General features: G+C 61.3%; 23 protein-coding genes and 1 pseudogene. 13 read left to right on the forward strand and 11 right to left on the reverse strand.

Annotation, left to right across the window (positions count from 1 at the left end; genetic code table 11):
• The 8 genes from IPF36_RS35145 to IPF36_RS24320 all read right to left on the reverse strand — a co-directional run bounded on the left by IPF36_RS35145 (position 1) and on the right by IPF36_RS24320 (position 8742).
• Positions 1–876, reverse strand: a complete 876-nt coding sequence (locus IPF36_RS35145) for a 3-hydroxyacyl-CoA dehydrogenase family protein (RefSeq protein ID WP_195430860.1) — start codon at positions 874–876, stop codon at positions 1–3.
• 10 nt (positions 877–886) lie between these two features.
• Positions 887–2053 (reverse strand): acyl-CoA dehydrogenase family protein, encoded by a 1167-nt coding sequence (locus IPF36_RS24290; RefSeq protein WP_195430879.1) that lies wholly within the window; start codon positions 2051–2053, stop codon positions 887–889.
• Between the two features lie 14 nt (positions 2054–2067).
• Complete coding sequence (locus IPF36_RS24295; protein WP_195430882.1) at positions 2068–2820, reverse strand: SDR family NAD(P)-dependent oxidoreductase; 753 nt, start codon at positions 2818–2820, stop codon at positions 2068–2070.
• Positions 2813–3583 carry an enoyl-CoA hydratase/isomerase family protein gene (locus IPF36_RS24300; protein WP_195430885.1) on the reverse strand — a complete coding sequence of 257 codons (771 nt, stop codon included), beginning with the start codon at positions 3581–3583 and terminating at the stop codon, positions 2813–2815. Before IPF36_RS24300 ends, IPF36_RS24295 begins: the two co-directional genes overlap by 8 nt.
• 3 nt (positions 3584–3586) lie before the next feature.
• Positions 3587–5266, reverse strand: a complete 1680-nt coding sequence (locus IPF36_RS24305) for a class I adenylate-forming enzyme family protein (RefSeq protein WP_195430887.1) — start codon at positions 5264–5266, stop codon at positions 3587–3589.
• Positions 5267–5282: 16 nt separating this feature from the next.
• Entirely contained in the window at positions 5283–6062 is a 780-nt protein-coding gene (locus tag IPF36_RS24310; protein WP_195430987.1) for an enoyl-CoA hydratase-related protein, read from the reverse strand.
• Between the two features lie 13 nt (positions 6063–6075).
• Positions 6076–7305: a CaiB/BaiF CoA-transferase family protein gene (locus tag IPF36_RS24315; RefSeq protein ID WP_195430889.1), complete on the reverse strand. Its 1230-nt coding sequence runs from the start codon at positions 7303–7305 to the stop codon at positions 6076–6078.
• Positions 7306–8025: 720 nt separating this feature from the next.
• Positions 8026–8742 carry a DUF4286 family protein gene (locus tag IPF36_RS24320; RefSeq protein WP_195430891.1) on the reverse strand — a complete coding sequence of 239 codons (717 nt, stop codon included), beginning with the start codon at positions 8740–8742 and terminating at the stop codon, positions 8026–8028.
• 543 nt (positions 8743–9285) lie between these two features.
• On the opposite strand from IPF36_RS24320, the gene IPF36_RS24325 reads away from it, so the two are divergent.
• Together IPF36_RS24325 and IPF36_RS24330 are read left to right on the forward strand one after the other, a co-directional pair.
• Complete coding sequence (locus tag IPF36_RS24325; protein ID WP_195430908.1) at positions 9286–11004, forward strand: sigma-54-dependent Fis family transcriptional regulator; 1719 nt, start codon at positions 9286–9288, stop codon at positions 11002–11004.
• 325 nt (positions 11005–11329) lie between these two features.
• The gene (locus IPF36_RS24330; protein ID WP_195430910.1) at positions 11330–12730 is read left to right on the forward strand and encodes an ISNCY family transposase; all 1401 of its coding nucleotides are present in this window, start codon (positions 11330–11332) and stop codon (positions 12728–12730) included.
• A 203-nt stretch (positions 12731–12933) separates the two neighbouring features.
• Here the strand turns inward: IPF36_RS24330 and IPF36_RS24335 are convergent, their stop codons facing one another.
• Complete coding sequence (locus IPF36_RS24335) at positions 12934–13509, reverse strand: cold shock and DUF1294 domain-containing protein (RefSeq protein WP_195430913.1); 576 nt, start codon at positions 13507–13509, stop codon at positions 12934–12936.
• Between the two features lie 251 nt (positions 13510–13760).
• Between IPF36_RS24335 and IPF36_RS24340 the strand changes: the two genes are divergently transcribed.
• The gene (locus tag IPF36_RS24340) at positions 13761–14663 is read left to right on the forward strand and encodes a restriction endonuclease (protein ID WP_368671190.1); all 903 of its coding nucleotides are present in this window, start codon (positions 13761–13763) and stop codon (positions 14661–14663) included.
• Between the two features lie 276 nt (positions 14664–14939).
• On the opposite strand, the gene IPF36_RS24345 is transcribed toward IPF36_RS24340, so the two are convergent.
• On the reverse strand, positions 14940–15707 hold the full coding sequence (locus IPF36_RS24345) for an IclR family transcriptional regulator C-terminal domain-containing protein (protein WP_195430919.1): 768 nt from the start codon (positions 15705–15707) through the stop codon (positions 14940–14942).
• A gap of 146 nt (positions 15708–15853) precedes the next feature.
• On the opposite strand from IPF36_RS24345, the gene IPF36_RS24350 reads away from it, so the two are divergent.
• The 9 genes from IPF36_RS24350 to IPF36_RS24390 all read left to right on the forward strand — a co-directional run bounded on the left by IPF36_RS24350 (position 15854) and on the right by IPF36_RS24390 (position 24820).
• Positions 15854–16864: a tripartite tricarboxylate transporter substrate binding protein gene (locus tag IPF36_RS24350; RefSeq protein WP_195430921.1), complete on the forward strand. Its 1011-nt coding sequence runs from the start codon at positions 15854–15856 to the stop codon at positions 16862–16864.
• 8 nt (positions 16865–16872) lie between these two features.
• The gene (locus IPF36_RS24355) at positions 16873–18435 is read left to right on the forward strand and encodes an AMP-binding protein (RefSeq protein ID WP_195430923.1); all 1563 of its coding nucleotides are present in this window, start codon (positions 16873–16875) and stop codon (positions 18433–18435) included.
• Positions 18436–18446: 11 nt separating this feature from the next.
• The gene (locus IPF36_RS24360) at positions 18447–19613 is read left to right on the forward strand and encodes a thiolase domain-containing protein (RefSeq protein WP_195430925.1); all 1167 of its coding nucleotides are present in this window, start codon (positions 18447–18449) and stop codon (positions 19611–19613) included.
• 1 nt (position 19614) lies between these two features.
• Positions 19615–20022, forward strand: a complete 408-nt coding sequence (locus tag IPF36_RS24365) for a Zn-ribbon domain-containing OB-fold protein (protein ID WP_255519889.1) — start codon at positions 19615–19617, stop codon at positions 20020–20022.
• Entirely contained in the window at positions 20019–20795 is a 777-nt protein-coding gene (locus IPF36_RS24370) for an SDR family NAD(P)-dependent oxidoreductase (RefSeq protein ID WP_195430927.1), read from the forward strand. The genes IPF36_RS24365 and IPF36_RS24370 overlap by 4 nt, the downstream gene beginning before the upstream one ends.
• A gap of 15 nt (positions 20796–20810) precedes the next feature.
• On the forward strand, positions 20811–21629 hold the full coding sequence (locus IPF36_RS24375) for an SDR family NAD(P)-dependent oxidoreductase (RefSeq protein ID WP_195430929.1): 819 nt from the start codon (positions 20811–20813) through the stop codon (positions 21627–21629).
• Between the two features lie 2 nt (positions 21630–21631).
• Complete coding sequence (locus IPF36_RS24380; RefSeq protein ID WP_195430931.1) at positions 21632–22366, forward strand: SDR family NAD(P)-dependent oxidoreductase; 735 nt, start codon at positions 21632–21634, stop codon at positions 22364–22366.
• Between the two features lie 328 nt (positions 22367–22694).
• Complete coding sequence (locus tag IPF36_RS24385) at positions 22695–23474, forward strand: SDR family oxidoreductase (protein ID WP_195430934.1); 780 nt, start codon at positions 22695–22697, stop codon at positions 23472–23474.
• A 371-nt stretch (positions 23475–23845) separates the two neighbouring features.
• Positions 23846–24820: an NADPH:quinone oxidoreductase family protein gene (locus IPF36_RS24390; protein ID WP_195430937.1), complete on the forward strand. Its 975-nt coding sequence runs from the start codon at positions 23846–23848 to the stop codon at positions 24818–24820.
• Between the two features lie 117 nt (positions 24821–24937).
• Here IPF36_RS24390 and IPF36_RS34840 read toward each other — a convergent pair.
• A pseudogene (locus IPF36_RS34840) lies at positions 24938–25030 on the reverse strand (ABC transporter permease); the annotation flags it as partial.
• Between the two features lie 460 nt (positions 25031–25490).
• Here IPF36_RS34840 and IPF36_RS24395 point away from each other — a divergent pair.
• Positions 25491–25694: a cold-shock protein gene (locus tag IPF36_RS24395; protein WP_013954359.1), complete on the forward strand. Its 204-nt coding sequence runs from the start codon at positions 25491–25493 to the stop codon at positions 25692–25694.
• The last annotated feature ends 55 nt before the right edge of the window (positions 25695–25749 follow it).

Below are 25749 nucleotides of genomic sequence, written 5' to 3' on the forward strand. Positions count from 1 at the left end.
TCAGGCTCCGAACATCTTGGTATCGCCATAAACATGAAAACCCCTGCCAGTCTTCTTCCCCAGGTGGTTGGCTGCAATCATTCGCCGTACCAGGGGCGGACAGGCGGCGCGTGGCTCGTGGGTCAGGCCATGCATGGCCTCGCAAAGCAGCTTCTGCGTATCCATGCCCACCAGGTCCAGCAATTCGAGCGGTCCCATGGGATAGCCGAGCGCCGTCTTGATGGCGAGATCGATGTCTGCCGGTTCTGCTACGCCTTGCTCAACCAGCCTGATGGCATCGTTGTTGAACGGGATGAGGAAGTAGTTAAGGATGAATCCGGGGGTATCCTGCGTGGTCACAGGTTTCTGCCCCATCGCCTCGGCGAACGCCCATGCGCGCTGGAACGTCTCCTCTGACGTGGCGAGGCCCGGCGACATCTCGATCAGCTTCATCAGCTGTGCCGGCAGGCAGAAGTGCATCCCGACAAAGCGATCCGGCCGTCCCGAGCCTCCGGCAATCTCGGTGATGGAGATGGTGGATGTATTCGATGCGAAGACGGTAGCTGCCGGGCAGACCTTGTCAAGGGCCTGAAACAGCTGATGCTTGACCGTGAGGTCTTCGAACACGGCCTCGATGATGATGTCGCACTGCGCCAGGCCGGCGAGCTCGGTCGTGCCTTGCCACCGGTCGAGTGCGGCGGCAGCGGCGCCGGGCGGCAGCTTGCCGCGCTCTTCGGATTTCTTCAGGAAGGCCTCGGTCTGGCCCCTGGCACGGTCAAGGGATTCTTGCCTGGTATCGAACACAATGGTCCGGAACCCTGCGCGGGCCGCCACGATGGCAATTCCCGCACCCATGGTGCCAGCGCCGGCCACGCCAACGGTTTGAATGGTTGTCACGTCTGCTCTCCTACTTCTTCAAGAAACTGCGCCCGATCAGCTGGCGATGTACCTGGTTGGTTCCTTCCCAGATCTGCGTGATCTTGGCGTCGCGCATCAGCCGTTCGACGCGATAGTCATTGCAGTACCCGTAGCCACCCAGAAGCTGAACGGCATCCGTCGTGATCCGCATGGCCGCATCCGATGCGCGCTGCTTCAGCATCGAGGCTTCCACGCCGAAGTCCTGCTCGCCAGCGTCGACCATCTCGCCGACGCGCCACAGCCAGGATTCGCACAACGCCAGCTCAGAGGCGAGGTCGGCCAGCATGAACTGGATGCCCTGGAATTCCAGGATCCGCTTTCCCGATTGCCGCCGTTCGTTGATATACGCGACGGCGTCCTCGAAGGCGGCGCGGGCGATGCCAAGCGCATGCGCGGCGACGCTGGGCCGGGAGCGGTTCAGCGAGCCGAACAGGATGCGCAGGCCATCCCCGGGATTGCCGATGAGGTTGGCGCGCGGCACGCGGCAGCCATCGAATGCCAGGGTGGCGGTGCTGGAGGCGCGGGTGCCCATCTTGTGCTCCGTGCCCAGCACGCGCAGCCCCTCGGTGCCTTTCTCCAGGATCAGCACCGAAATCGCCGCCTTCGGATCGCTGATCTCCGACCATTTGCCGAACAGCAGGTACTGGTCGGCGACGTCGCCATTGGTAATAAAGGTCTTGCCCCCGTCGATGACGATCTCATTGCCATCAGGGGTAAAGCCAGTGCGCATGCCGGTCGCGTCCGAACCCGCGGACGGCTCGGTGATCGCCAGCGAAGCGAGACCGCCCTCGGCAATCCGCGGAAGCAGGCGGGCCTTCTGTTCCTCGCTGCCGAACTCGATCAGCGGCTTGATGGCATGAAAATTCGTCGCCCAGATGATGCCGGTCGATGCGCAAGCCTTTGAGATCTCGCGCACGCAAGCGAGATAGCAGAGATAGGAGAGTTGGGCACCGCCATAGGCGTCGGGGATGAACATCGCGTTCAGTCCCAGCGCGTTGATCGCCTGTATGTTCTCCCACGGGAAGGCGCCGGTGCCGTCGCATTCGGCAGCGCGCGGCGCGATCTGCGTTTCACAGAGATCCTTGACGCTGTCGAGGATCATCCGCTCTTCGTCGGAGAGGGTCAGGCGGGCATCCAGTCGTTCCAGAATATTCATGAGTACATCCTTGATCAAAGGGCCATGCCCTGGCCACCGTCGACATAGAGCGTTTCGCCGGTCAGGAAGCGGCCAGGGAGCTGGAACAACATGGAGACGAGCTTGCCAATTTCGGCGGCTTGCCCCGGACCGCCTGCCGGAATGCGCCTTTTCAGGAATGTTTTCAGCGCCTCGCCATTCAACTCCTCGCGATTCAGGTCCGTCTCGATATAGCCCGGCGCAATATTGAGCACGCGGATGCCGTTGCGGGCCCATTCGACGGCAAGGCAGCGCGAGATTGCGCCTACTGCGGCTTTGGATGCGCAGTAGGCAACGTTCCCCTTGACCCCCAGCTTGTCGTAGAACGAGCCGATATTGACGATGAGGGACGAACCGCTGTCGCACAGGTAGGGGTAGGCGGCCTGGCTGGCGAGCAGCACCGAGGTGGTATTAGTCGCCATCACCCGCTCGAAGTCCGCAACCGGGAACGTCGCAGACGCGCCCTGCAAATGGATGCCCGCGTTGTTGACCAGCCCTACCACCGGCCGCCCGAACGTCCCGGGCACCGCAGCGAACGCAGCCTGGATCGAGTCCGGATCCGTGATATCGCAGCGCATGGCGCGCACCCGGGCTTGCGCAGTTTCGTCCAGTCCCTGCAGGTCGGGAAGCTCGCCGGAGCGGGACAGGCACGCCACGTGCAAGCCGACGCCGGCAAGTGCGATGGAAATGGATGCACCGATACCGCGGCTGCCGCCCGTCACGATGACCGTACCGTTGATCTCAGGCATCTTTGAACTCCGGAGTGCGCTTTTGCAGGAATGCGCGCATACCTTCCGCGGCATCCTCAGTCTGGTAGGCGAGAGTCGAAAGGTCTGCCTCGATGTCCAGGCCTTCGCTGACGGTGGTGGCCATCCCGCGCGACACGGCTTCTCGGGCGAACAGGGATGCGCACCGGCTGTAGCCGACAAACTCGGACATGAAGGTCGTGCCGAGCTCGACCGGATCGCCTTCCGCCACGATGCGATTGACCAGGCCCCAGCGCTCGGCCTCGGTGGCGTCGACTGTCCGGCCCGACATCACCATCTCGGTCGCGCGCGCCTCGCCTACCAGGCGCGGCAGTCGCTGGGTGCCACCGTAGCCCGGAATCAGGCCAAGCTTGATCTCCGGCAGGCCCATGCGCGCCTTGGCAGTGGCGATGCGGAAGGTGCAGGCCATGGCCAGCTCGAGCCCGCCGCCGAAGGCGTAACCGTGCAGAACGGCAACGGAAGGAATGCGCAGCTTGGCCAGCTTCTCAAACGTGCGCTGGCCAAGCTGAGCGCCAAGGCGTTGCTGCATCAGGCTGCGCTTCATCAGTTCCGTGATATCGGCACCGGCGCAGAACGCCTTGGGACCGGCTCCGGTGACGATCAGCGCACGGGCATCAGATGCCGCCACCTGATCCAGGGTGTACGACATCGCCTCGATCATGGTGAACTGCAGCGCATTCAGGGCTTCTGGCCGGTTCAGGGTCAGGATGGCATAGGGGCCGGAGTATCTGATATCAATAGCCATAAGTCATGCTCCCGCGGTGGTCTGCGCCCGATAACGGACGGCTGTCGGTGCCAGCTGTCCGCGCTGGGTCATCTCGACCAGTTCGCGTTTGAGGATCTTCCCGCTTGCGGTCATCGGAAAGCTGTCTAGTCCGAGGAAGTACTCCGGCATGTCGTACTTGGACAGGCCCGAGCTCGCAAGGTGTTCCAGGATGTCGTCCGGGAGGAGTTCCTGGCCGGCACGGACGATGATTGCCAGGCAGACCTTCTCGCCGAGGCGTTCGTCCCGGACCGGGTAGGCCGCAGCGCGTTCTACCTTGGGATGGCGCATGGCGAGTTCCTCGATCCGCGCCGGGTGGATGTTGTGGCCGCCGCGGATGATCAGGTCCTTCTTGCGGCCCACGATCATCAGGCAACCGTCTTCGTTAATGACGCCGAGGTCGCCGCTCATGAACCAGCCGTGGGTGTTGAACGACCCTTCGGTAGCGACTTGGTTGCCGAAGTACCCCAGCATCAGCAAGCCGCCGCGCCCGCCGATCTCACCCACTTCGCCAGCCTTGGCTTCTTCGTCGATGCTGTCCTGCTTCCAGAGTCGCACCTCATAGCCACGGCAGGCACGCCCGCAGGTGGACACGATGGTCTCCTGGGAGTCGGCCGGAACGGTGTAATTGTGCGAACCGTTCTCGGTCATGCCATATACGTTCTGTGGGGTGACGCCCAGGATAGTGAAGTTCTGCGCGACCTCCCGAGGGATGGCGGCACCGGCCATATAGAAAACGCGGACCTTGCCCAGCGACGTCATGTCACGGTCGCGCACGGCCTGGAGGATATCCATGGCATGGGTGGGCACGCCCATCACGTAGGTCGCACCGGTCTCAAGGATCCAGTCGAGCGCGTGCTTGCCGGCGCGGTTGGTCATCACCAGCTCCAGCCCGGTCACCAGCATCTGCTCCATGGCGACCGTCGCAATGTGATGGCTCATGGGACTAAGGGTCAGCAGCGTGGTGCCGGCCGTGTGCCCCCAGTCCTCAACCATGGCACGTCCGTTCGCCAGCAGGGTGTTGTCGCTGTGCATGACACCCTTGGGCAGGCCGGTGGTGCCCGAGGTGAAGGCCAGGTAGACAATCTTGTCCGGGTTCAGGTCCGGGGCAGACTGGGCCGGCGGCGCCTGCCTGTCGGGGAACGGTAGGGCGCCTTCAGGCAGCGCGGCATCGCCCGATGCCGGATTTGGCAGGGCGAAGACGCACGCCAGCGGCGGAATATCCGCGGTCCGGGCGAAAATGGAGTTACGGTCGGCATCTGCGCCATGGCCCGGCATCGCGAACAACGCGCGGCATTGTATGCGGTCCAGCAGCGTGCAGATCTCGTCGACGGTGTAGTTCTGGTGCAGCGACGGGCAACAGACGTAGCCATTGCGCGAGCACGCGAGGAAGATGATGGTCGCCTGCACGACGTTGGGCAGCCAGATGCCGACGCGGTCGCCAGGCTTCATGCCCTGGCGATGGAGCGCTTCGGCGACGCTGTCGACCCAGTCGACCACCTCGCGCCAGGTCAGCCTGACGTCGGCATCGCGCAGTGCGCAAGATGTGGGACGCTCGCGGGCATGGCGCCGGGCCAGCGTGTACAACGTCTCCTGCTGCCAGATGCCAGAGAGGTAGTAGTCCCTTGCATGCTGCGGGTTGTGAAGGGTCAGGATGTTCTGCATGATGGTGACCCGTACTTCAATGTCCGAACTTCGAGGCGTCGGGCTTGCGGCGTTCGGCGAAGGCGGCCGCCAGTTCGTCGTGCTCGGAAGTGTCGAGGTAACCGCGCAGCAGCAGGTCATGTGCCATCCGCGACAGGCCGCTCACGCCGCCATGGCGCGCATTGAAGGCGCTCTTCAGGGAAGCCAGTGCGAACGCACCACGCTCGGCGACCTCCAGTGCATACTCGCGCGTTGCCGCCTGCAACTGATCGTCAGGCACGACGCGGTTGATCAGGCCGATCTCGAGCGCTTCCCGTGCGCTCATCTTTGGATTGCGATACCAGATGTCCTTGGCGCGCTTCTTGCCGACCAGATCCTCCAGGTACCATGTGCCATAGCCGGCGTCGAAGCTGCCCACCATGGGGCCGACCTGGCGAAAGACGGCAGACTCCTTGGCGATGGTGAGATCGCAGACGACCTGGAGCACATTGCCGCCGCCGACGGCGAACCCATTGACCGAGGCAATGACAGGTTTCTGCAATCTGTCGATGCTTTCGTACATTTCAAGCGTAGGCAGCACGCCGGCATAGAGCGTGGTGTCCTGCATGCCGTCCTTGCGGCCGCCAGTGCAGAAGAACTTGTCGCCAGCACCGGTGATCACGATCACGCGCGTACGCGTCTCGCGTCGGATCGCGTTGATGCAGTCTCGGATCTCGTGGCACATGGTCTCGGTGAACATGTTGCCGTCATGCGGCCGGTTCAGCGTGATCGTGCCGATGGGGCCATCTTCTTCGTAGAGGATTTCCGAATAGTTCATTTGTGTCTCCTGATTAGACGATTTCTGCATCGACAAGGCCCGCAATGCACGTCGCGGACATGGAAAGGCGTTCAGCAAGGATGCGCTCGGTGTCCTGTCCCAGGGACGGCGGCGGACTCCGATACACTGCACTTTCGCCGTCGAAATGAATGCCAAGGCCCACCTGCGGCACCAGTCCTGCGCTGCCCTGGCCCGCAAAGAACATTCCTTCATTGAGCAATGGCGCGTCGCTGACCAACTGGTCGATGGTGTTGATCGGGCCGGCGGGGATGCGGTGCTGCGCGAATAGCGCGAGCCAGTGGTCGCGAGGCTTGCCGGCGAGCAGGCCGGCAATCGCCTGCACGATCTCTGCGCGCGATTCGCGTCGCTTTGCATTGGTTGCGAAGCACGCCTGCTTGCCATGGCTTGGGTTCCCGACTGCCTCCCAGAAGCGATGCCAGATGGCGTCGTTGCCGAGACCGAGCGTGATGGGGAAGTCTGCTGTCTCGAATACCTGGTAGATGGCAATGACTGAATCTGTTCCGCCGGAGCGGATCGGCGAATCGCCGGATCCCAGATAGGGAACGATTCGTGGCGCCATGAATCTCGCTGATGTGGCCACCATGGAGACGTCGATCTGCTTTCCGGTACCGGTCCGTTGCTGTTCGAACAATGCGGCGAGGGTTGCCATGGCGACATCCTGGCCGGCAAGCAAATCGGCCGCAGGTGTGCCCACCTTCTGTGGGGGGCGGTCGGCTTCGCCGGTGAGATGCATGACGCCCGAGTAGCCTTCGGCGATCAGGTCATAGCACGGGAGATCGGCGCGCTCGCCTTGCAGCCCGAATCCGGTCACTGACACGTGGATCAGTTTGGGCTGGATCAGCTTGAGCGTGGCATAGCCCAGCCCCAGCTTTTGCTGGATCCGCTGGGTGGTATTGAGCACCACCACGTCGGCCTGGCGGACCAGATCGTGCGCAATGCGCCGTCCCTCCTCACGGGTCAGATCGAGCGTCATGCTCATCTTGTTCCGGTTCATGCTCAGGAACCAGAGCGACTCGCCGTCGAGAAAGGGAGGGCCCCAACTGCGCGTGTCATCGCCGCCGTGGCGCTTTTCGATCTTGATGACCTCTGCGCCAAGATCGGCCAGCAGCAATGTGCCATAGGGGCCAGCTACGGAGGTGGTGAAGTCCAGCACGCGAACGCCGTCGAGGCATCGCATGCCGGGGCTTGGGGCCAGTAGCGGGAGGGTATGAAGGGCGTCCATTTCAGGTCCGGTGAACAAAGTCGCACCTGAAACTGCAAAGGGCGTGCCAGTACCTTGGTAAGTGGCTTGCCGGGGCCTTGTGAATCTCCGGAGCCTAGTTCCCGCTTGGCCTGGAAGACAGAAGCAGACCGCAGGTTTGCATCAGTCCTGCGGACTGGACTGTATTCGCGCCGCACTCGCCGCCGTATGGGAAGTCAATGTGTCGTTGCCAAAGACACTAATCGTGGGGCAGACTTAAGCCACTGAAAATGGGAATCAGAGCAAGTCGACATTCGCACGCTGGCTTGGCCGTGGACCACCTGTGTCGGATTGAGAAAGCGCCCGCCGTCCGCCGTCACGGGCCGAGGCAACCGTCTCCGGCAGTTGAATTCCCTGAAGACGGCAGAACCCGGGCTCGGGGTCTCGTGCTGGTCTCCCAACCGGGTTTTCGGGAATTTCCGAAGAGCGGCCCTAGACTTGGCAATCGCGCAGCCCGCCGCTGGCTTCGGCGGGCTTATTCACCAGGATCGGATAACTGGAAGGGGCGAATCGCGCCACCTGGGACGGGGCGGCAGGCCGCCAAGATAGGGTTCGCTGCGCGTGACCCGGCCGGGACGCGTGGCTCAGCCTTCGCGGTTGCGCGACGGGCATTGGCGCCTTATCAGGTTCAGGAATGAGGGGCGATATCGGGTTGCCGGCCTGACGCCGGCTCACGCCAAATGGCAATGATGCGTTGGTGGGCTACTGGCCCTGAGCCCGTTGCTTCAACTCCGCATCGGCCTCATAGAGGCACATCAACTCGTAGCGGGTGAGAGAGCCCAGAAGCAGGCCGTCCCGCTGGCTGTCGCACCGAAGCACTTCCTGATGCAATGCCAAAGACAGGCGGACCGGATCATAGCCCTCCACGAGGATGACCCAATCGGCATAGTGATTCGGCATTCCTCTTCGTACAATGTCGGAATTGGACGATGACGTGATCTCGGCATCAGACTCACATAGGGACATGGTAACCATGCCTCCGGAGCGGACGAGGCTCTCGGCAAGCTTACCCTTTATAAAGTTGCGCGCAATTTCCTCCTTGCCCTCTATAGCCTTGCACTGAACCACGATCATGCAACCGCCGATTGCGTTGCTGCTGCGCCAGGTCTCGCGGCAGGTGGCGCGTACCACGTTCTGGAATCGCATAAGGATATTCTTGGTCCGAGGCGTCGGATTCTCGAGCACGTGGCGGTACGCAGGCGACAAAAAACCCATGATGGAATCACAGCGGTAGATCACCATGTAGGTCGGTTGACCCCCGACTGCACGATAGCGTCGCACCGACTGGAACCCAGGCAACGCGAGACGCTCGGCAAAGTGTTCGTCCGGGTACCAGCGGTTGAACTCCTCGTCGATTTCAGCGGGAACGTCATGCATCAAAAGCAGCATGCCCGGCGGCGTATCAAGGTCAATGTTCATCGATGAGTCTCTATCCATTTTGCGGCTGTTTGCACGAGGGGTTGTCAAGTGCCTTGCCGCAAGATTCGTTCCAAGCGTTTCAGGCGCTTGGGAGGCAGCCAAAACCCGTTCGCGCAGGCACATGGTGTACTGGCCACATCCAATACTGCTTGCGCCGCGGACGATGCATTTGCAACAAGTCCAAAACTTGGCGTTGCGTTGCAGTCACCTACGCTGCGTGAAGGGACGAGCGAAAACGAACTTCAGCACCAGCAGCCGGACCCGATCCCCATTTTTTCGCAGGGACTGGCAAGTACATCGGCATGAAGTTGTCTACGTTGCAGTCAAGTGATATTGTCTGCGGTGCATACAATTCTAGTTCGATATGGGGAGTTTGTGCTGATTTGGCCTTCCGGGAGCACTAAAAAGTAATGGCACGCACCTTGCTGTCTACAGAACAGCCGTTCACCGTTACTTGGAGTTGGCCGCCATCCTCGCGGATCAAGTTTGGTGATTTGAGAATGTATTTGACGTTGACAGAGAAGCAGGCGCTGGCGATCTAACATGAATTCAAACGATACACATGGCTTCGGCGTTCTTCTGGTGGACGGGAGCGATGCCGTTGTTTTTGCTTCCGGCGCTGCAGCCCATCCCGAAATGCAGGCGAGGCTGCTGGCGGATTTGGGAGAAGTGCGAGGGCAGGGAGCCGGCATGTTTGCCATAGAGGCGGAGGTTTCCGCCGTTGCCACCTATCGCGTATTAGGCGAGACGGTTCTCTTCCTGCTCCAACGCTCGGATGCCCGGTCCCCACTTCTTGAGTTTGTCGCAAGTGTTGATTTTGCCGACGCCATCTTCAACCAGTTGCTGGAGAACCCTTACACAGCGATGATTGTCGTCGACCGGGACGGGATCATCCGATTCCTGCCTGAGGCCCACGAGCAAACCTTGGGGGTGGGCATCGGGGGAGCCGTCGGCCGTTACGCCGCCGAGGTGATTCCGAACTCTCGGCTGCACGAGGTCGCCCGTAGTGGAAAGGCGGAGGTGGGTAAGCTCTGGGAGTTCAACGGCACCACGCGCGTCGTGTCCCGCATCCCCATCAGGAAGGGGAATGTCACAGTCGGCGCCATAAGCCAGATCATGTTCAAAGAGCCGGAAACCGTGCATGATCTCTCGCGCGAGGTAGCGCGGCTGCGCACGGAGGTGGAGTTCTATCGGAAAGAACTCTCTGCTGAGGATGACGGTAGGCGTGAATTCGAGCAGATGGTAGGAACCAGCGACGCCATGCGTCAGCTGAAATCCGACCTGCTGAAAGTTGCGCCACTCGAGGTCCCGGTGTTGATCGTCGGCGAGAGCGGGACCGGTAAAGAATTGGCCGCTCAGGCTATTCATGCGCTCAGTCCGCGGCGGGAGAACCGGATGGTGGTCGTGAACGCGGCGGCGATTCCGGGAAGCCTGGTTGAAGCGGAGTTGTTTGGCTATGAATCGGGATCCTTTACTGGCGCAGAAAAGGGCGGTCGCCGGGGGAAATTTGAGCTGGCTCGCGACAGTAGCCTGTTTTTCGATGAAATGGGCGACATGCCGTCCGAGATCCAGGTCAAGTTGCTGCGCGTTCTTCAGGACGGCATGTTTGAGCGAGTCGGAGGGCAACGTATCTGTCATTCCGATTTCCGGCTGATCTGTGCAAGCAACCGCAATTTTCAGGAGATGATTGCCAACGGCCAGTTCCGGCTGGATTTGTATTACCGCATCAGCGGCGTGACGATTCGCATGCCAAGCCTGCGAGAGCGGCTGGAGGATATCCCTTTGCTCGTTGAGCGCTTCTTGATCGCATTTGCCAAGCGGCACCGCACTGCCGTAAAGAGCGTGGGTCCGGGAGTCTACGATTTCCTGCGGGAGCATTCCTGGCCGGGAAACGTACGGCAGCTGGCTCATGAGGTTGAAAAGGCTGCGATCTTCTGCGATGGCCCGGAGATTACGATTGACAGCTTCCGCCTGATGGCGGAAATGCCAGCGGCATACGCGGGTTACAGACCCACTGAGGATCGGCAAGGCGACGCGGCGCCTGCAGGGCCTGGAATCCGGCATGGCGGCGCGGGGACGCCGCAGGAGATTGTGTCATCCGTGTCTGCTGGGGGTCCGCGCAAGATACAAGAGGCTGTGGAGGTACTGGAGAAATCAATGATTCACGACGCGATGACTCGCCATCGCGGCAACAAGTCGAAGGTCGCCGAGGAACTCGGAATCTCGCGCGCATACCTCTACAAGAAGCTTCCGGCCGAGTGATTCGGCCAGTTCCGTACAGGCAAGACGGTCCTCTTTACGACTGGATGTTCATGCCGTGAATGCCCGTCGTGCGAGCGCACGGCAGCGCTCCTTTTCAGCTGGTGCCTTCCTAGCAGCGAGCCCGGAACAAGCTCATGTGAGCAGGCGACGGCTTTTTTCGTCGAAAAGGTGGTCGAGCACATTTCAACATAACGCCCGATCTAGCTCACTTCGCTGTAGCGGCAAAGTTGTAATGTCCGGTTCTAGCAAAGTTGAAATGTCCGCCTGAGGCGCCTGTCCGTGGTATTCAGCCTGCCCGGTTGAATGCATAAAAGGACGCCCGGCGATGGCTGGAACCGAGGTCATTACAGTAAGCATGCGTGAGTTAGACAGGCTCAAGACCGTCCAGGCAGTCGTGGACGGCCAATTGCGGCCCGGGGTAGCTGCCGAACGGTTGGAGATCACGGATAGGCAATTCCGGCGTCTGCTGGAGCGCTACAGGCAGGAAGGGCCATCCGGACTTATTTCTCGCCGACGCGGTCGACCCAGCAACAACCGCATGCCGGCGGACCGCGAAGCCGTAGCGCTCGGCCTGATTCGGGAACACTACAGCGACTTTGGCCCAACGCTGGCGGCCGAGAAGCTGCGCGAGCGCCATGGGCTGACGCTGTCCAAAGAATCGATCCGCCGACTGATGACAGCAGCCGGCCTGTGGGTGCCGCGCAAACAACGGCCGCCGAAGGTCAACCAGCCTCGTAACCGGCGCGCCTGCTATGGCGAACTGATTCAGATCGACGGTTGCGATCACCGCTGGTTCGAGGAGCGTGCGCCGGCGTGCACGCTGCTGGTCTACGTGGATGACGCGACCAGCCGGATCATGGAGCTGCGCTTTACCCACACGGAGTCTACGTTCAGCTATTTCGCCGCGACGCGGACCTATCTGGAGCGCCACGGCAAGCCGGTGGCGTTCTACAGCGACAAGGCCAGCGTCTTCCGCGTCAACCATCCCAACGCCACCAGTGGCGACGGCCACACCCAGTTTGGCCGGGCCTTATTTGAACTCAACATTGAAAGCATCTGCGCCAACAGCAGCCAGGCCAAAGGCCGCGTTGAGCGGGCGCACCTGACGCTGCAAGACCGGCTGGTAAAGGAGCTACGTCTGCGAGGCATCAGCACCATGGAGGCTGCCAACGCGTTTGCGCATGAATTCATCGCCGATTACAACGCGCGCTTTGCCAAAGTGCCGCGCAACAGCCACAACGCTCATCGGCCGCTGCGATCGGATGAGAACCTGGATCTGATCTTTGCGTGCCGCGCACCCCGTCGGGTGTCCAAGAGCCTGACGATCCAGTTCGACAGAATGCTCTATCTGTTGGCGGACACGCCGGAACATCGCAAGCTTGCTGGTCGCTACATTGAGGTCTATCACTTCCCGGATGGGCGGATAGAACCGCGGGCGAACGGCATTTCGCTAACCTTCACCACCTATGACAAGGTGTCGGAGGTGAACCAGGGCGCGATCGTCGATAACAAGCGCCTCGGACATGTGCTGCAGTTGGCCCAATATGTTCAGGAAAAGCGCGACAACACACGATCTCACTCTTTGCATACCATTGAAGGACCTCCCCGCAAGCGTGGACGGCCACCTGGCAAAAAGTCCCAGCGCTCGCTGGATCAGACCGATATGTTGGAAGGGCTAGAGCGTTTGCAGAAGCAATCGTGGCCGCTTAACGGAACGGAGAACTGACTCACTACTACTGAATCCGCTGGCATGATAGAGCTCACCCTGAGCTGGACTCATGCGTGTCAGGCCAGCACCACCGCCCTACAGCAGACCCCAAAAACTGACCAAGCAAGCTGAAGACTCACCGGACATTTTAACTTTGCCGCCGACCGGACATTTCAACTTTGCCTGGACATTCGCTGCCGCGGACTTCGGCTGTCCCTTCCTCACGCCGCCATGACGGATTGCCAAAGCACCATGGCGCCAATGTTCACGCTGACGGTGCCCCAGAACGTCACCTGAAACGTCGGCTTCCGGTTCTTGTGTCGCAGCAACTGCTGGGCGGCAAGCGCCCCCGGCCAACCGCCGCAGAGCGCGAGTAGGTGTAGGGTGGTCTCCGGCGTGCGCCACGTATTCCGGCTGGCCCGCGTCTTGTCGTCGGCATAAGCGAAGAACGTGATGAGGCTGGCCAAGAGGCTGACCAAGCCGGCCTGGCGCGGGAAATAACCCGCCAGGGCGCCGCCGGCGATGAGCCCCAAGGCCGCGAGACCCGCGAATAGCGGCCAGGGCCTTGCGTCGGACCGCGCCTTCGGCGCCCCGACGATGGCGACGTTCAGGGCTTGCATCCGGCCGTCCCGGCCTTTACCGAGCTCGAAGCTCACGCGGTCGCCAGGCGTTGGCGTCACGGCCCGTGTCTGTAGCGCGGTGATGTGAAAGAACACATCTTTCGTATCCGCGTGGACATCGATAAAGCCAAAGCCCTTGTCTGCATGCCACGTCTTGACCCGACCGGCTTTTTTCATGGTTTTCGTCTGTGTCGCGAAGGATCCAGTTTAAGGGATGCCGTCAAGCGAAACTATGGTGGAATCGGTAAAGTCATCAGTCAGCGGCTCTGCCACCCGTAGTCGGTGGGGTGTTGGCTTGTTGCAACCCGCCGTGTATATCAGATCGTGTAGATTTGCCGATGGCGGGATGCCGCTGCATGAGATGAAGAACAACAACAGGTAGAGAAATGGGTCGCAGGAGAAAGGAGCCCTCGCTTAGCGAGGTGTTGATGGATGCGCCGTGGTGGGTATCCGCCGCGCTGGCCGTGGGTGCCTACATTGTGTTTCGCGCGGTCGTGCCAGCGATATTCGCGTCGAGTCCATTGTTGACGGGCATTTCCGTGTTAAGCCAGTCGTTAGCCTGGGTTCCCGCCGCCATGTTCGGCTTCCTGGGCGTGCTGTCATACATCCGTGCGCGAGGTAGAGCAGGGACCAGCAAGCAAGAAGTCCCGATCAAGGCTCGGCGCTTCCGCACGAGCCGACCGTCCTCGCCGCCCAAGTCACCCCGGTCCTCCAGTGAATCCGCCAAGTCAAAGGAGGCCGTTGGCCCGCCAGCGCGGACAGTACCCGTACCGGAGAAGCCAGAAATTAATAGCTGGACGTTGGATGCCCTCAAGCAGTTAGAGTGGAAGCGATTTGAGCTGCTTTGTGTTGGGTATTACGAGGCGATGGGGTTCACGGTCAAGACCGTCCCCCATGGGCCCGATGGCGGCATCGATGCTACTTTGTACAAGGCTGGCCTGGATGTTCCCGTGGCGGTGGTCCAATGCAAAGCATGGAGTAAGCCGGTGAAGGTGGAACAGGTCCGCGCACTTGCCGGCGTCATGCACGAACACAAGGTGCGTCGAGGCGTTTTTTGGTCGTTGTCTGGCTATGTCGGGCGGCCGGTGCAGGAGTCTGCAGAGCGGGCCGGCATTCAATTACTTGATGGTGCCGGAATCGTCGAACGAATTCGCGCACTCGATCAGTATAAGCAATCGACGTTACTAAAGCAGGCGTTTCGGGGCGACTACCTGACGCCGACATGCGCTGCCTGCGGAATCAAGATGGTGGAGAGGAAAGGGCCCGCCGGGCCATTCTGGGGTTGCCAAAACTATCCCGGTTGCAAGGTTAGACTGGCCCGCAACGTCTAGGAACCGGCTCGATCAATCATCGCCGCCACGCTCTCAGGCAACAAGGCCTTTCGGGTCGGGAAGAGCCGACCGGATAGGGGCGGCAGGTCTTTGCCGGCGTCCACGCTGCTCTGCCTCTCCAGTGATGCAGAGTAGGTTTGGCGATGCCGCAGACCGTTCATGAGGCATACCTGGCAACCTAGTATCAAGGCAGAAAATCGGCGCTCGAGCCTGCCGAAGAACCAGCCTTTCCCGAGAGTAACTGAAGCGAAGTGGGCGTGTGCTCCCTATAGTCACCTATAGTCCTGCCGGTAAAAACTTGGCAATGGCGCTCTGAATAACCTTGATGATGTGGGTCTGCCGCTGACGCTGCATGCGCGCCAGCGGCGCAGCCACGCTGACGGCTGCCAGAGGCACCCCGCCCACCGCCGGAATTGCGAACCCGACGCCGAGCGTGTCCGTCGCTACGTGGTTACCGATAACGGACCATCCGCGCTCTCGCGTGGCTTTCAACAAGAGGTGCATGCGATCAGGTGTCATCCCGCCATAACTGCCCAGCGTAGAAGCGTTCGCATCAACGATTGCTGCGGCCTCGTGTTTGGGCAGCGCAGCGAGGAGCGCTAATCCGGCGGCGCCCACGCCCAGAGGCTGACGGCGGCCAACCTGCACGATCAGCACCTGAACGGGAAACGTGCCGATCTGCCGAGCGATGCAGAGAGATTGCGGGCCTTCGCGCACCACAGCAAATGCCGAGTCTTCGGTAATATCGCTGATGTGCCGCAGCACCGGTTGCAGCCGCATCGCGAGATCGTCCACTGGCGTCGCCCCGCTGGATGCTTCTTGCAAGCGCGGCCCCGGCACGTACCAGTATCTGTCTCGCCTTGTCACGTAGCCAGCGTTGATCAGCGTGCTTAACAGCCTATATACGGTTGCCCGTTCGAGCGCGCAAATCCGCATGATCTCCATGACGCGGATGCCCTGGTGAGCATGTTGCCTCACGCAGTCGAGCAGGTCTAATCCCCGTTGGAGCGATCGGTTGCCCTCATCGTTGGGCGCTTTCGTCACTTTCCTTCACCTTTTCGTTTGTCCGGCTGGCGGACATTTTAGCCTTCTCAGCGAGGCAAATAAGCGGAAAACTTCATGGCAGCCGAGCCCGCAGTGGTCACCCGACCAGCAGAGCCCGCCGGCACATAACCAGATTGGAGACGAGCATGACCATGGGAATGTCGCGCCTACGGCGCAGGCAAACACTAGGCGCCTTGATGCTGGCGACGACGCTGGCGCTGGGTCCCACCTTCGCTACGGCGCAGGGCACCGCGGCGGGTAATTATCCAAACCGCCCGGTGACGATCATCGTCCCGTTCGCTGCCGGCGGCGGCACCGACATCGTGGCCCGCATGCTTGGCAATGAACTGAGCAAGCGCTGGAAGACCAGCGTCGTCATGGAAAACAAGCCCGGCGCGAGTGGCCAGATCGGCAATGCGATGGTGGCGCGTGCGAAACCGGACGGCTACACGCTTCTGGTGTCGACGACTGCGATCATCCAGGAACCGAGCTTGTACAAGCATGTGCCTTACGCGGTGTTCAAGGATTTCACGCCGCTTGCGCGGATTGCGACATCGACCAGCTACCTCGTCGTTCCCGCCTCCACGCCGGTGCAAAACGTGGACGAGTTCGTCGCCTACGCGAAATCCCAAAAGGGGCATATCAGCTACGGGTCAAATGGAAATGGCGGTTCCGCGCATCTGCAAGGCTCGCTGTTCAATGTGAGCAACCAGCTTGATATGGTCCACGTGCCCTATGCCGGGTCGGCCCCGCTGATCACGGCACTGCTGGGCAAGCAGGTGGATGCCGCAATTGTCGATATCTCCTCCCTGCGCGCGCACCTGCAGAGCGACAAGCTGAAGATCCTCGCCGGTACCGGCCAGAAGCGCAACCCCCTGCTGCCGCAAGTGCCCACTCTGAAGGAAAAGGGGTTCTCCGGGTTCGAACCCATCGGCTGGTACGCCATATTGGGTCCGGCGGGGCTGCCCGAGCCGCTCAAGCAAACCATCTCGGATGCCCTGCAGGAGGCACTGAAGCAACCCGCGGTCATCAAGCGGATCGAGGAACTTGGCCTGACGCCGGCCCCGCTTCCGGCGGATGCCTTCGCCCAGCAGATGAAGGCCGACAGCCCGCAGTGGGAACGGATGATCAAGGCCGGCAACGTCACCATTGAATAGGAACGTACATGTCTCACGAAGCCCAACAGGGGTCCACCGTAGCGGACCTCATCATCACCGCGATCGAACGCTTCCCGGATCGCATTGCCTTCCGGAACGACGAGGCCACCGTCAGCTACCGGGCACTGGGCGAGAAGATCAGCCAGATCGCACAGTACTTCGATAGCATCGGGCTGCAACCTGGCGACACGGTCGCGCAGCTCGCCGTCAATCGGTTCGAAGTCTTCGCGATCATCGCCGCCGTATATATGCGCGGCTTGCGCTCAGTCACGCTTCACGCCATGGGCAGCGAGGCCGACCACGAGTATGTGCTCGATGATTGCGGAGCCAGCGTGCTGATAGTGGATGCCTATCACAAGGCGCGCGGCATGGCGCTGCGCGAACGCTGCGGCAAGGTGCGGACTTGGCTGTCGCTGGGTGAGATTCCAGGCTTCGATGACCTGGGAGATGCCATCAAGGGCTATCAGCCGGCGCCGCTCATCGCCTATGGCGATTCAGAGGTCATCGTTCGCCTGGCCTATACCGGGGGAACGACTGGCCGCCCCAAGGGGGTGATGCTGTCCAACCGCGCGCTCGCGACCAATGTGGTAATCGATCTGGCTGTCAAGGAATGGCCGGAGGAGATCAAATACCTGTGCGTGGCGCCAATCTCGCACGGGGCCGGATCGCTGGTGGTTCCCACGCTGATGCGCGGTGGCTGCGTAACGCTCATGCGTAGCTTCTCCGCCGGCGGCGTGATTGACACGATCAACAGGTACGGCTGCAACGTGACCTGGTTGGTGCCGACCATGCTGTACGCGCTGCTGGATAGCGAGCGCGTGTATGAGGTCGATTGGTCCAAGTTCCATTCGCTGATCTACAGTGCAGCGCCCACCTCGCCTTCGCGCATCCGGCAGGCGCTGAATCTTCTGGGCCCGATCCTGATCCAAAGCTACGGGCAGACGGAGTCGCCCAACTCGATTCTGATCATGGGCAAACAGGATCATTCGGGTCTGAGCGACGCTCAACTTGCGTCTGCGGGGCGCCCGTCGCCTCTGATGCGCGTTTGCCTGCTTGATGCAGAGGGCGTCGAGGTGCCGGCTGGCGAGCGTGGCGAGGTGTGCGTGCGCGGACCGCTGCTGATGTCTGGGTATCTCAACAATCCGACGGAAACGGCATCGGCATTGAAGGGCGGCTGGCTTCACACTGGCGATATTGCCTACAAGGACGTTGACGGTCTCTACTACATCGTCGACCGCAAGAAGGACATGATCATTTCAGGCGGGTTCAACGTGTATCCGAAGGAAATCGAGGACGCGATCTGCGCGCATCCATCGGTGGCTTCGGCAGCCGTGATAGGCGTTCCCGATGAAAAGTGGGGCGAGCTGGTCATGGCCTATGTGCAACTGAAGGATGGCTGCCAGTTGTCGGAAGAAGAGATTGCCGCAACGGTGCGCGAGGCCAAGGGTGCCGTGGCTACCCCCAAGCGCGTGCAATTCATTGACGCGTTGCCGCTTACAGCTCTCGGCAAGATCGACAAGAAGGCGTTGCGGTCGCTCCACTGGAACGCAGGCCAGCGTTCTGTCCATTGAAGAGTCTTGCCATGAACGAAACCCAAGCCTATATCTGTGGCGCCTACGAGCATCCGACTCGGCACGCGCCGGACAAGTCCGTCGCCCAGCTCCACGCCGAATGCGCCAAGGGTGCCCTCGCCGACGCGGGGCTCACGCTTGCCGATGTCGACGGCTATTTCTGCGCGGGCGATGTGCCGGGCGGCACTCCATTGCTGATGGCCGACTACCTGAACCTACGGTTGCGCTGGCTCGACAGCACGGAGCTTGGCGGATGCTCTTACATCTCGCTGGTGTCGCACGCCGCCGCCGCCATCGCGGCGGGAAAATGTTCGGTAGCACTGATCACCATGGCGGGGCGCCCTCGCAGCACCGGCCAGTCGGTAGGCATCAAGCCACGCCCATTGAGCCCGGACCGGCCTGAAGCTGTCTGGGACAGCGGGAGCCAATGGACGATCGCTACGATTTATGGGATGGCAGCGCAGCGCCATATGCACGAGTTCGGCACTACGGCGGAGCAGATGGCGTGGGTCAAGGTGGCCGCATCGACCCATGCGCAGCACAACCCCCAGGCCTTCCTGCCGAAGCTTGTGACGGTAGAAGACGTATTGGCGTCAGGCATCATAGCCGATCCGCTACATAAGATGGATTGCTGCGTGGTCACCGACGGCGGCGGGGCACTCGTAGTCACGAGCGCGGCGGTGGCGCGTTCGCTGAAGCGGCCCCTGGTCAAGGTACTCGGCACCGGGGAAACGGTGAACACCAATCAGGGGGGCATGGTAGACCTGACCGTCACTGGCGCCACGAAGGCCGGCAAGGAAGCCTTTGCGCAGGCAGGCGTCCAGCCGAAGGACATCCAGTATGCGTCGATTTACGACAATTTCACCATCATGGTGATCATGCAACTGGAAGACCTCGGCTTCTGCAAGAAAGGGCAGGGCGGTGCGTTCGTGGCCGACGGCAATCTGATTTCCGGCAAGGGTGCACTGCCTTGGAACACCGATGGCGGCGGTCTGTGCAATAACCATCCGCAGAATCGCGGCGGCGTCACCAAAGTCATTGAGGCCGTCAGGCAATTGCGAGGTGAAGCCCATCCGAAGGTCCAGGTACCGGACTGCTCCATCGCGATGGCAAGTGGGCCTGGCCTCGTGCTCGGCGGTGGGCATGCGTACTCCGCGTTGATCCTCGAAAGGGAGTGACATGATGACACTGAAATCGTTTCAAGAAGATCCGTACGTTACCGCTAACCCTGAGAGCCTGCCATTCTGGCGCGCAGCCGAGGAGGGCGTCTTGCTGGGAAAATCCTGTGGTGATTGCGGCAAGGTGCATTGGTACCCACGTGAGATCTGCCCGTTCTGCGGCAGCGATCATACAGAGTGGAAGCCGCTCAGCGGGCGCGGTACCGTCTACGCGTTCTCCACCTTGAGGCGCGCCGCTCAGCCCTATACGGTGGCGTACGTTCAACTGGAGGAAGGCCCCACGATGCTGACCAACCTAGTCGAGATCGATGATAACGACATGCGGATCGGCATGCCGGTCCGAGTGGCCTTCCGGCGCACCGACGAAGGTCGTAACGCCCCAACCTTTACTGCGGAGACCGCACGATGAATCAACCGTTCCTGAATACTTCTGCGCTCATCACAGGCGGTGCATCGGGCCTGGGCCTGGCTACGGCCTCCGCATTGGTCAAGGGCGGCGCGAATGTCGTTATCCTGGACCTGCCGTCATCGCGCGGCGCCGAGGTGTGCGAGCACCTCGGGCCAACGGCCTCCTTTGTCCCAGGGAATGTCCTGGAAGAAGACGACGTGCGCCGCGCTCTAGCGCAAGCGAGCGAAGCCGCGCCGTTTCGCTGGCTGGTGCATTGTGCCGGACGTGGCGCACCGGTCCGTCTGGTTGAGAAGGATGGCTCGCCAGGCTCCCTGTCCAGCTTTGCCGAAGTGATCCAGCTTAACGTCATTGGTACGTTCAATGTCTTGCGCCTGGCTGCTGCTGAGATTGCCAAGACCGCACCGCACAAGGAGAGCGGCGAACGCGGTGCTTGCGTGCTGACAGCCTCCGTTGCGGCCTTCGAAGGCCAGATTGGCCAGATCCCGTACAGCGCCGGTAAGGCCGCCATCGTGGGCATGACGCTTGTGGCGGCGCGCGATCTTGCGCAGCGCGGCATTCGCGTCAATACGATTGCGCCGGGGCTCTTCGACACGCCGCTGCTCGCAAGGGTGCCGGAGAAGGTGAAGGCGGGTCTCGCTGCCTCCGTGCCGTTTCCTGCGAGGCTGGGGCAGCCCGAGGAGTTTGCAAAGCTGGTGGTCCAGTTGCTCGAGAACGAAATGCTGAACGGTGAAACCATCCGGTTGGATGGGGCGATCCGCATGCAGCCTCGTTAAGTGAGGGGGAAAGTCATGGAAACAGATCTTGCGATGCCGCTGCGCCTCGATGGTCGGCATGTGTTCGTTGCAGGTGGCGGTTCGGCCGGACCCGGTTGGAGCATCGGACGCGCCGCGTCGGTGTTGTATGCCCGCCTGGGCGCGAGCGTATCGGTTGTTGACCTCGACGAAGCCTCTGCCCGCGAGACATTGCGGCTGATCGAAGCGGAGGGCGGCCGTGCGATTGCCCTTTTCGGAGACGTGGCGCTTGAGCAGGATGTCGTGCGACTCTTTGGCGAGGCGCGCGATGCATTTGGCGCTGTGGATGTGCTGCACTACAACGTTGGCATCGGCAAGGTAGGTGGCGCGATGGAAACAAGCGCGGCCGACATGGCGCGTATCAATGGAATCAACGTTGGCGGCCTGCTGCTGTGCGCGCAAGCGGTGCTGCCAGACATGAAAGAACGGCGTCGCGGGGCCATCGTCGCCATCTCATCCATCGCAGGGCATCGTTATCTCGGGTATCCGCACCTGGCGTATGGCGTGACGAAGGCGGCCACGGAGCAATACATCCGACTGGTAGCCCACGAATACGCGGCCGACGGTATCCGTGCCAACACGGTAGCTCCCGGATTGATCGACACCCCGCGGATTGCCAGCACAGTGGCAAAGATGTACGACGCGGAGGATTTCGATCGAGCCAGGCAGGAGCGCGCCCGACAGGTACCAGTGGGTCGCATGGGCACCGCATGGGACGTGGCTCATGCGTGCGCCTTCCTCGTATCGGACGCCGCTGCCTACATCACCGGTACCGAGTTGATGGTCGACGGTGGGATCACCGGAAAGTTCATCTGACTATGGCAAATCGACACCAAGAGGGTTCGGTGCTGGTCACTGGCGGCTCGAACGGCATCGGGCGAGCTACCATCGAGCGGCTCCTTGAGGATGACTATGATGTCATCAACCTGGACATCGCGCGCCCCACCCAAGTGCTGCCAGGCGAGGCCTATGTGGAGGCGGATCTCGCAAATCCGGATTCACTTCGCGAGGCGCTTCTCAAGGCGACTTCCGGCCGGCACATTACGCGTCTGGTGAACAACGCGGGAATCGTTCGCCCTGCCGCCATTGATGTGGTCACCGCCTCTGACCTTCAGGCGGTGGTGGCAGTAAATCTAACCGCGGTTATCACCTGCGTGCAGGCGGTGCTGCCTGCCATGCGCGAGGCGAAATTTGGCCGCATCGTCAACATATCGAGCCGCGCTGCGCTGGGGAAGAGCGAACGCATTGCCTATTCGGCCACGAAGGCCGGCTTGCACGGACTGACGAGGACGCTGGCGCTCGAACTTGCTGCAGACGGCGTCACGGTGAACGCTATTGGGCCAGGGCCGATCGCTACCGAGTTGTTTCAGCGCGTCAATCCCCCGGGCGCGCCCGCGACGACGCGCATCGTCGACGCGATTCCCGTGCGCCGCATGGGTGAGCCGGCAGAGGTAGCGCATATGGTCAGCGGACTGCTTGATGCGCGCGCCGGCTTCACGACCGGTCAGGTGATTTACGTATGCGGTGGAATGACCGTAGGACTGGCCACATGACGACGGAATCGCTCGACGGTGAGGTGGCGTTGATCACCGGTTCCGGTCATGGCGTGGGGTAAGCGGTGGCGCTCTAGCTCGCCAGCGAAGTGGCGAGGCTGGCTAACAACGACCTGGGCGCCGAACCTGCACGCGAACGGTGGCAGTGATAGAAGCTTGGCGACCACGCCGTCGTTTGCGTGGGTAGTGTCACGGCGCCAGACTTCGCTGAACTGAACGACGATGTAATCGTGGAATGGCTTAGAGGGCAATGATTAAAAGCGCGGGCGAGCTTGACCCTCTCTCGCCCGTTTGGTTCAGTTGAGGCGCAACCTACGGAGAAACTCTGATGTATTCGAATGACACTCTGAAGGGCCGCACTGCCCTTATCACCGGCGGCGGTACCGGCATCGGACTGGAAATCGCCACGACGTATGCGCGGCTGGGTGCGAACGTAATGCTGGTCGGCCGCAACCAGGAGCGCGTCGAGGCCGCCGCGAAGGCTATCGTTGATGAAGGCGGAAAAGCCGCAGCGTTCAAGGTGGACGTGCGCAGCTACGAAGAGGTCAAGGCAGCCGTCGAGACCACCGTGGAGAGGTTCGGGACGCTGGATATCCTGGTGAACAATGCGGCGGGCAATTTTGTCTGCCCGACGGCGGAACTCTCGCCCAACGGATGGCGCACGGTGATCGATATCGATCTGAACGGGACTTTTCACGGCTGTCATGCCGCCTACGCGTATCTGAAGGCGTCACCGCACGGCGGCTCCATCATCAGCATCATCACGATGCTGGGCGTCACGGGTTGGCCGGGTTCAGCCCATGCCTCCGCAGCAAAGGGCGGCATCCTCTCGCTGTCCCGCACGCTCGCGGTGGAATGGGGTGGCGACAACATCCGCGTCAACACAATCTCTCCCGGCCCCATCGGCGATACGGAGGGTGTGCAGCGGATGTATATCGACGCAGGCAATGGCGACCTCGAAGCCAGGAAGACTGCGTTGGGCCGCTTCGGCCGCAAGCAGGACATCGCCAACGCCGCAGTCTTCCTCGCTTCCGATCTGGGCGGATACGTCACCGGTGAGAACCTCATCGTGGATGGCGGGCGCTGGCTCAAATATGTGGCCGCCTGATCCGAACGGGACATTTTGAACCATAACGATCAAAAAAAGGACTGACAGAATTGAGAGATGTCGACCCTTTCATCTTGGTTTGCAAGATCAATCAGGCGCTTGCCACCGCGTCTTAGAGGATCCAGTCTCGCGGGGCGCTATCCATATGATCGACAGGCTCTGCCATAAACGGCGTCGCCGTAGGGCATAGGCTCCTACATTTTGACTCTGGCGGATAGGGAGTCCCCACTCCTTGCGTCGCGAGGCTCTAAGTAGCAATAAAGACGTACGGGGGGTGCTCTCTTAGTCGTCGCCGCCGCGTCACTTCTAAACTTATGTCACAGTTCTGCCGCGCATGCAACGGCAAGACTACTTCACGTATGGGAGACAAGATGAAAGCCGTATTGTGCAAAGCCTGGGGCCCCCCCGATTCCCTCTCGCTGGAGACATTGCCCGACCTGGTGCCGGGCGAAGGTGAAGTCGTCATCGACGTTAAGGCCGCCGGCGTGAATTTCCCCGACGTGCTCGTAATCCAGAACAAGTACCAGGTCAAGCCAGAACTGCCGTTCTCGCCGGGCTCCGAGCTGGCCGGCGTGGTCAACGCCGTGGGCGCCGGTGTCACACATGTGAAAGCGGGCGACAAGGTCATCGCCTACCTGAGCAATGGCGCATTCGCGACGCAAGCCAAGGCGCCTGCCAAGGGCGTGGTGCCGATGCCACCCGGCATCGACTTCGACGTGGCTGCCGCCTTCACACTGACCTACGGTACCTCCCACCATGCGGTGGTGGACCGCGGCGAGCTCACGGCCGGCGAAACCATGCTGGTGCTTGGCGCGGCCGGCGGTGTGGGGTTGGCAGCTATAGAAATCGGCAAGGCGATCGGCGCGCGCGTGATTGCCGCGGCATCCACCGATGAAAAGCTCGCGGTGTGCAAGGAACACGGTGCGGACGCCGTGATTAACTACACCACCGAAGACCTGCGCGAGCGTATCAAGGCCCTGACCAACGGCAAGGGTCCGGACGTGATCTACGACCCGGTGGGCGGCGTCTATGCCGAACCGGCATTCCGGTCCATCGCCTGGCGCGGCCGCTACCTTGTGGTAGGTTTTGCCAATGGCGAGATTCCGAAGATGCCGCTGAATCTGGCGTTGCTCAAGGGGGCGTCCCTGGTGGGCGTGTTCTATGGCGAGTTCGCGCGCCGCGAGCCGAAGACCAACCAGGGCAGTATGGCGCAGATGTTGGGCTGGATGGAGGAAGGCAAGATCCGCCCGCATATCTCGATGCGTTATCCACTGGAACAGGCACCGCAGGCGTTGAAGGATATGGAAGCGCGCAAGGTGACGGGGAAGATCGTCATCACGCCGTGATGCCACTGTGCTCCCTGTTCCCGCGACGAGGGGAGGGGGAGACACCCTCGCCGGGAAATGACGGCGTCTGTGTGTCGCCGGACGTCGTCAGCCACTTCTCGCGGTCACATCGAGCAGCGCCGTCAGCACGACGATGCTGGCGAACATCGTGTAGATATCGAACGTGTCCTCTGCTTGCAGTACGAGGTAGCCGATGCCCCGCGCCGAACCCGGTTACGTGCTCACCCCCCCGTCCACCATCGCGCATATGGTCGTCGCGTACGGAGTTTCTATTTGGTTCGTACGGCTAATGCCACGTCCCAAGGCGGGTGTGAATGGCGCCTTATCGCAATGGTCCGGTGTCGAAGCCACTGCGGCCACTCGCCTAGGTGGGTGCGAAACCTCCGTCAGCCGCTCGGGCCCTTGCCGACCGGACCAAGGCGCCGCGATAAGGTGCGATAACGCGCCTTGTCGTCCGTGATCGTTTTAGGTGGCCAGGGAATTCGAAACCACGCTGACCGGCGAGTTGACGCAAGCCTTCGCGCACAACGTCATGTTGCAGTTCGTCGGAGCAATTCGAAAAAAGCTGGATTGTCAGCGAAGGCTCACCCGTGCTACAAGATTGAAGCCGCACATTTGGCGCAGGCCGGTGTCGTCATCGACAACTAGTCTTCCTTGGAACATTCAGAACATGGCAACAGGTACCGTCAAGTGGTTTAACGATGCGAAGGGTTTTGGGTTCATCACGCCGGACGACGGCGGCGATGACCTGTTCGCGCACTTCTCCGAGGTTCAGGGAAACGGCTTCAAATCACTTCAGGAGGGCCAGAAGGTCAGTTTTGAAGTCAAGCAAGGTCCCAAGGGGAAACAGGCGGCGAACATCAAACCGCTGTAAGTTTTCCGCACCGCAAACGCGTCCTGTCAGGGCAGGGGCCAATGCGTGATCGCTG

The sequence above is a fragment of the Cupriavidus sp. IK-TO18 genome (assembly GCF_015549295.1).
Classification (GTDB): domain Bacteria; phylum Pseudomonadota; class Gammaproteobacteria; order Burkholderiales; family Burkholderiaceae; genus Cupriavidus; species Cupriavidus oxalaticus_A.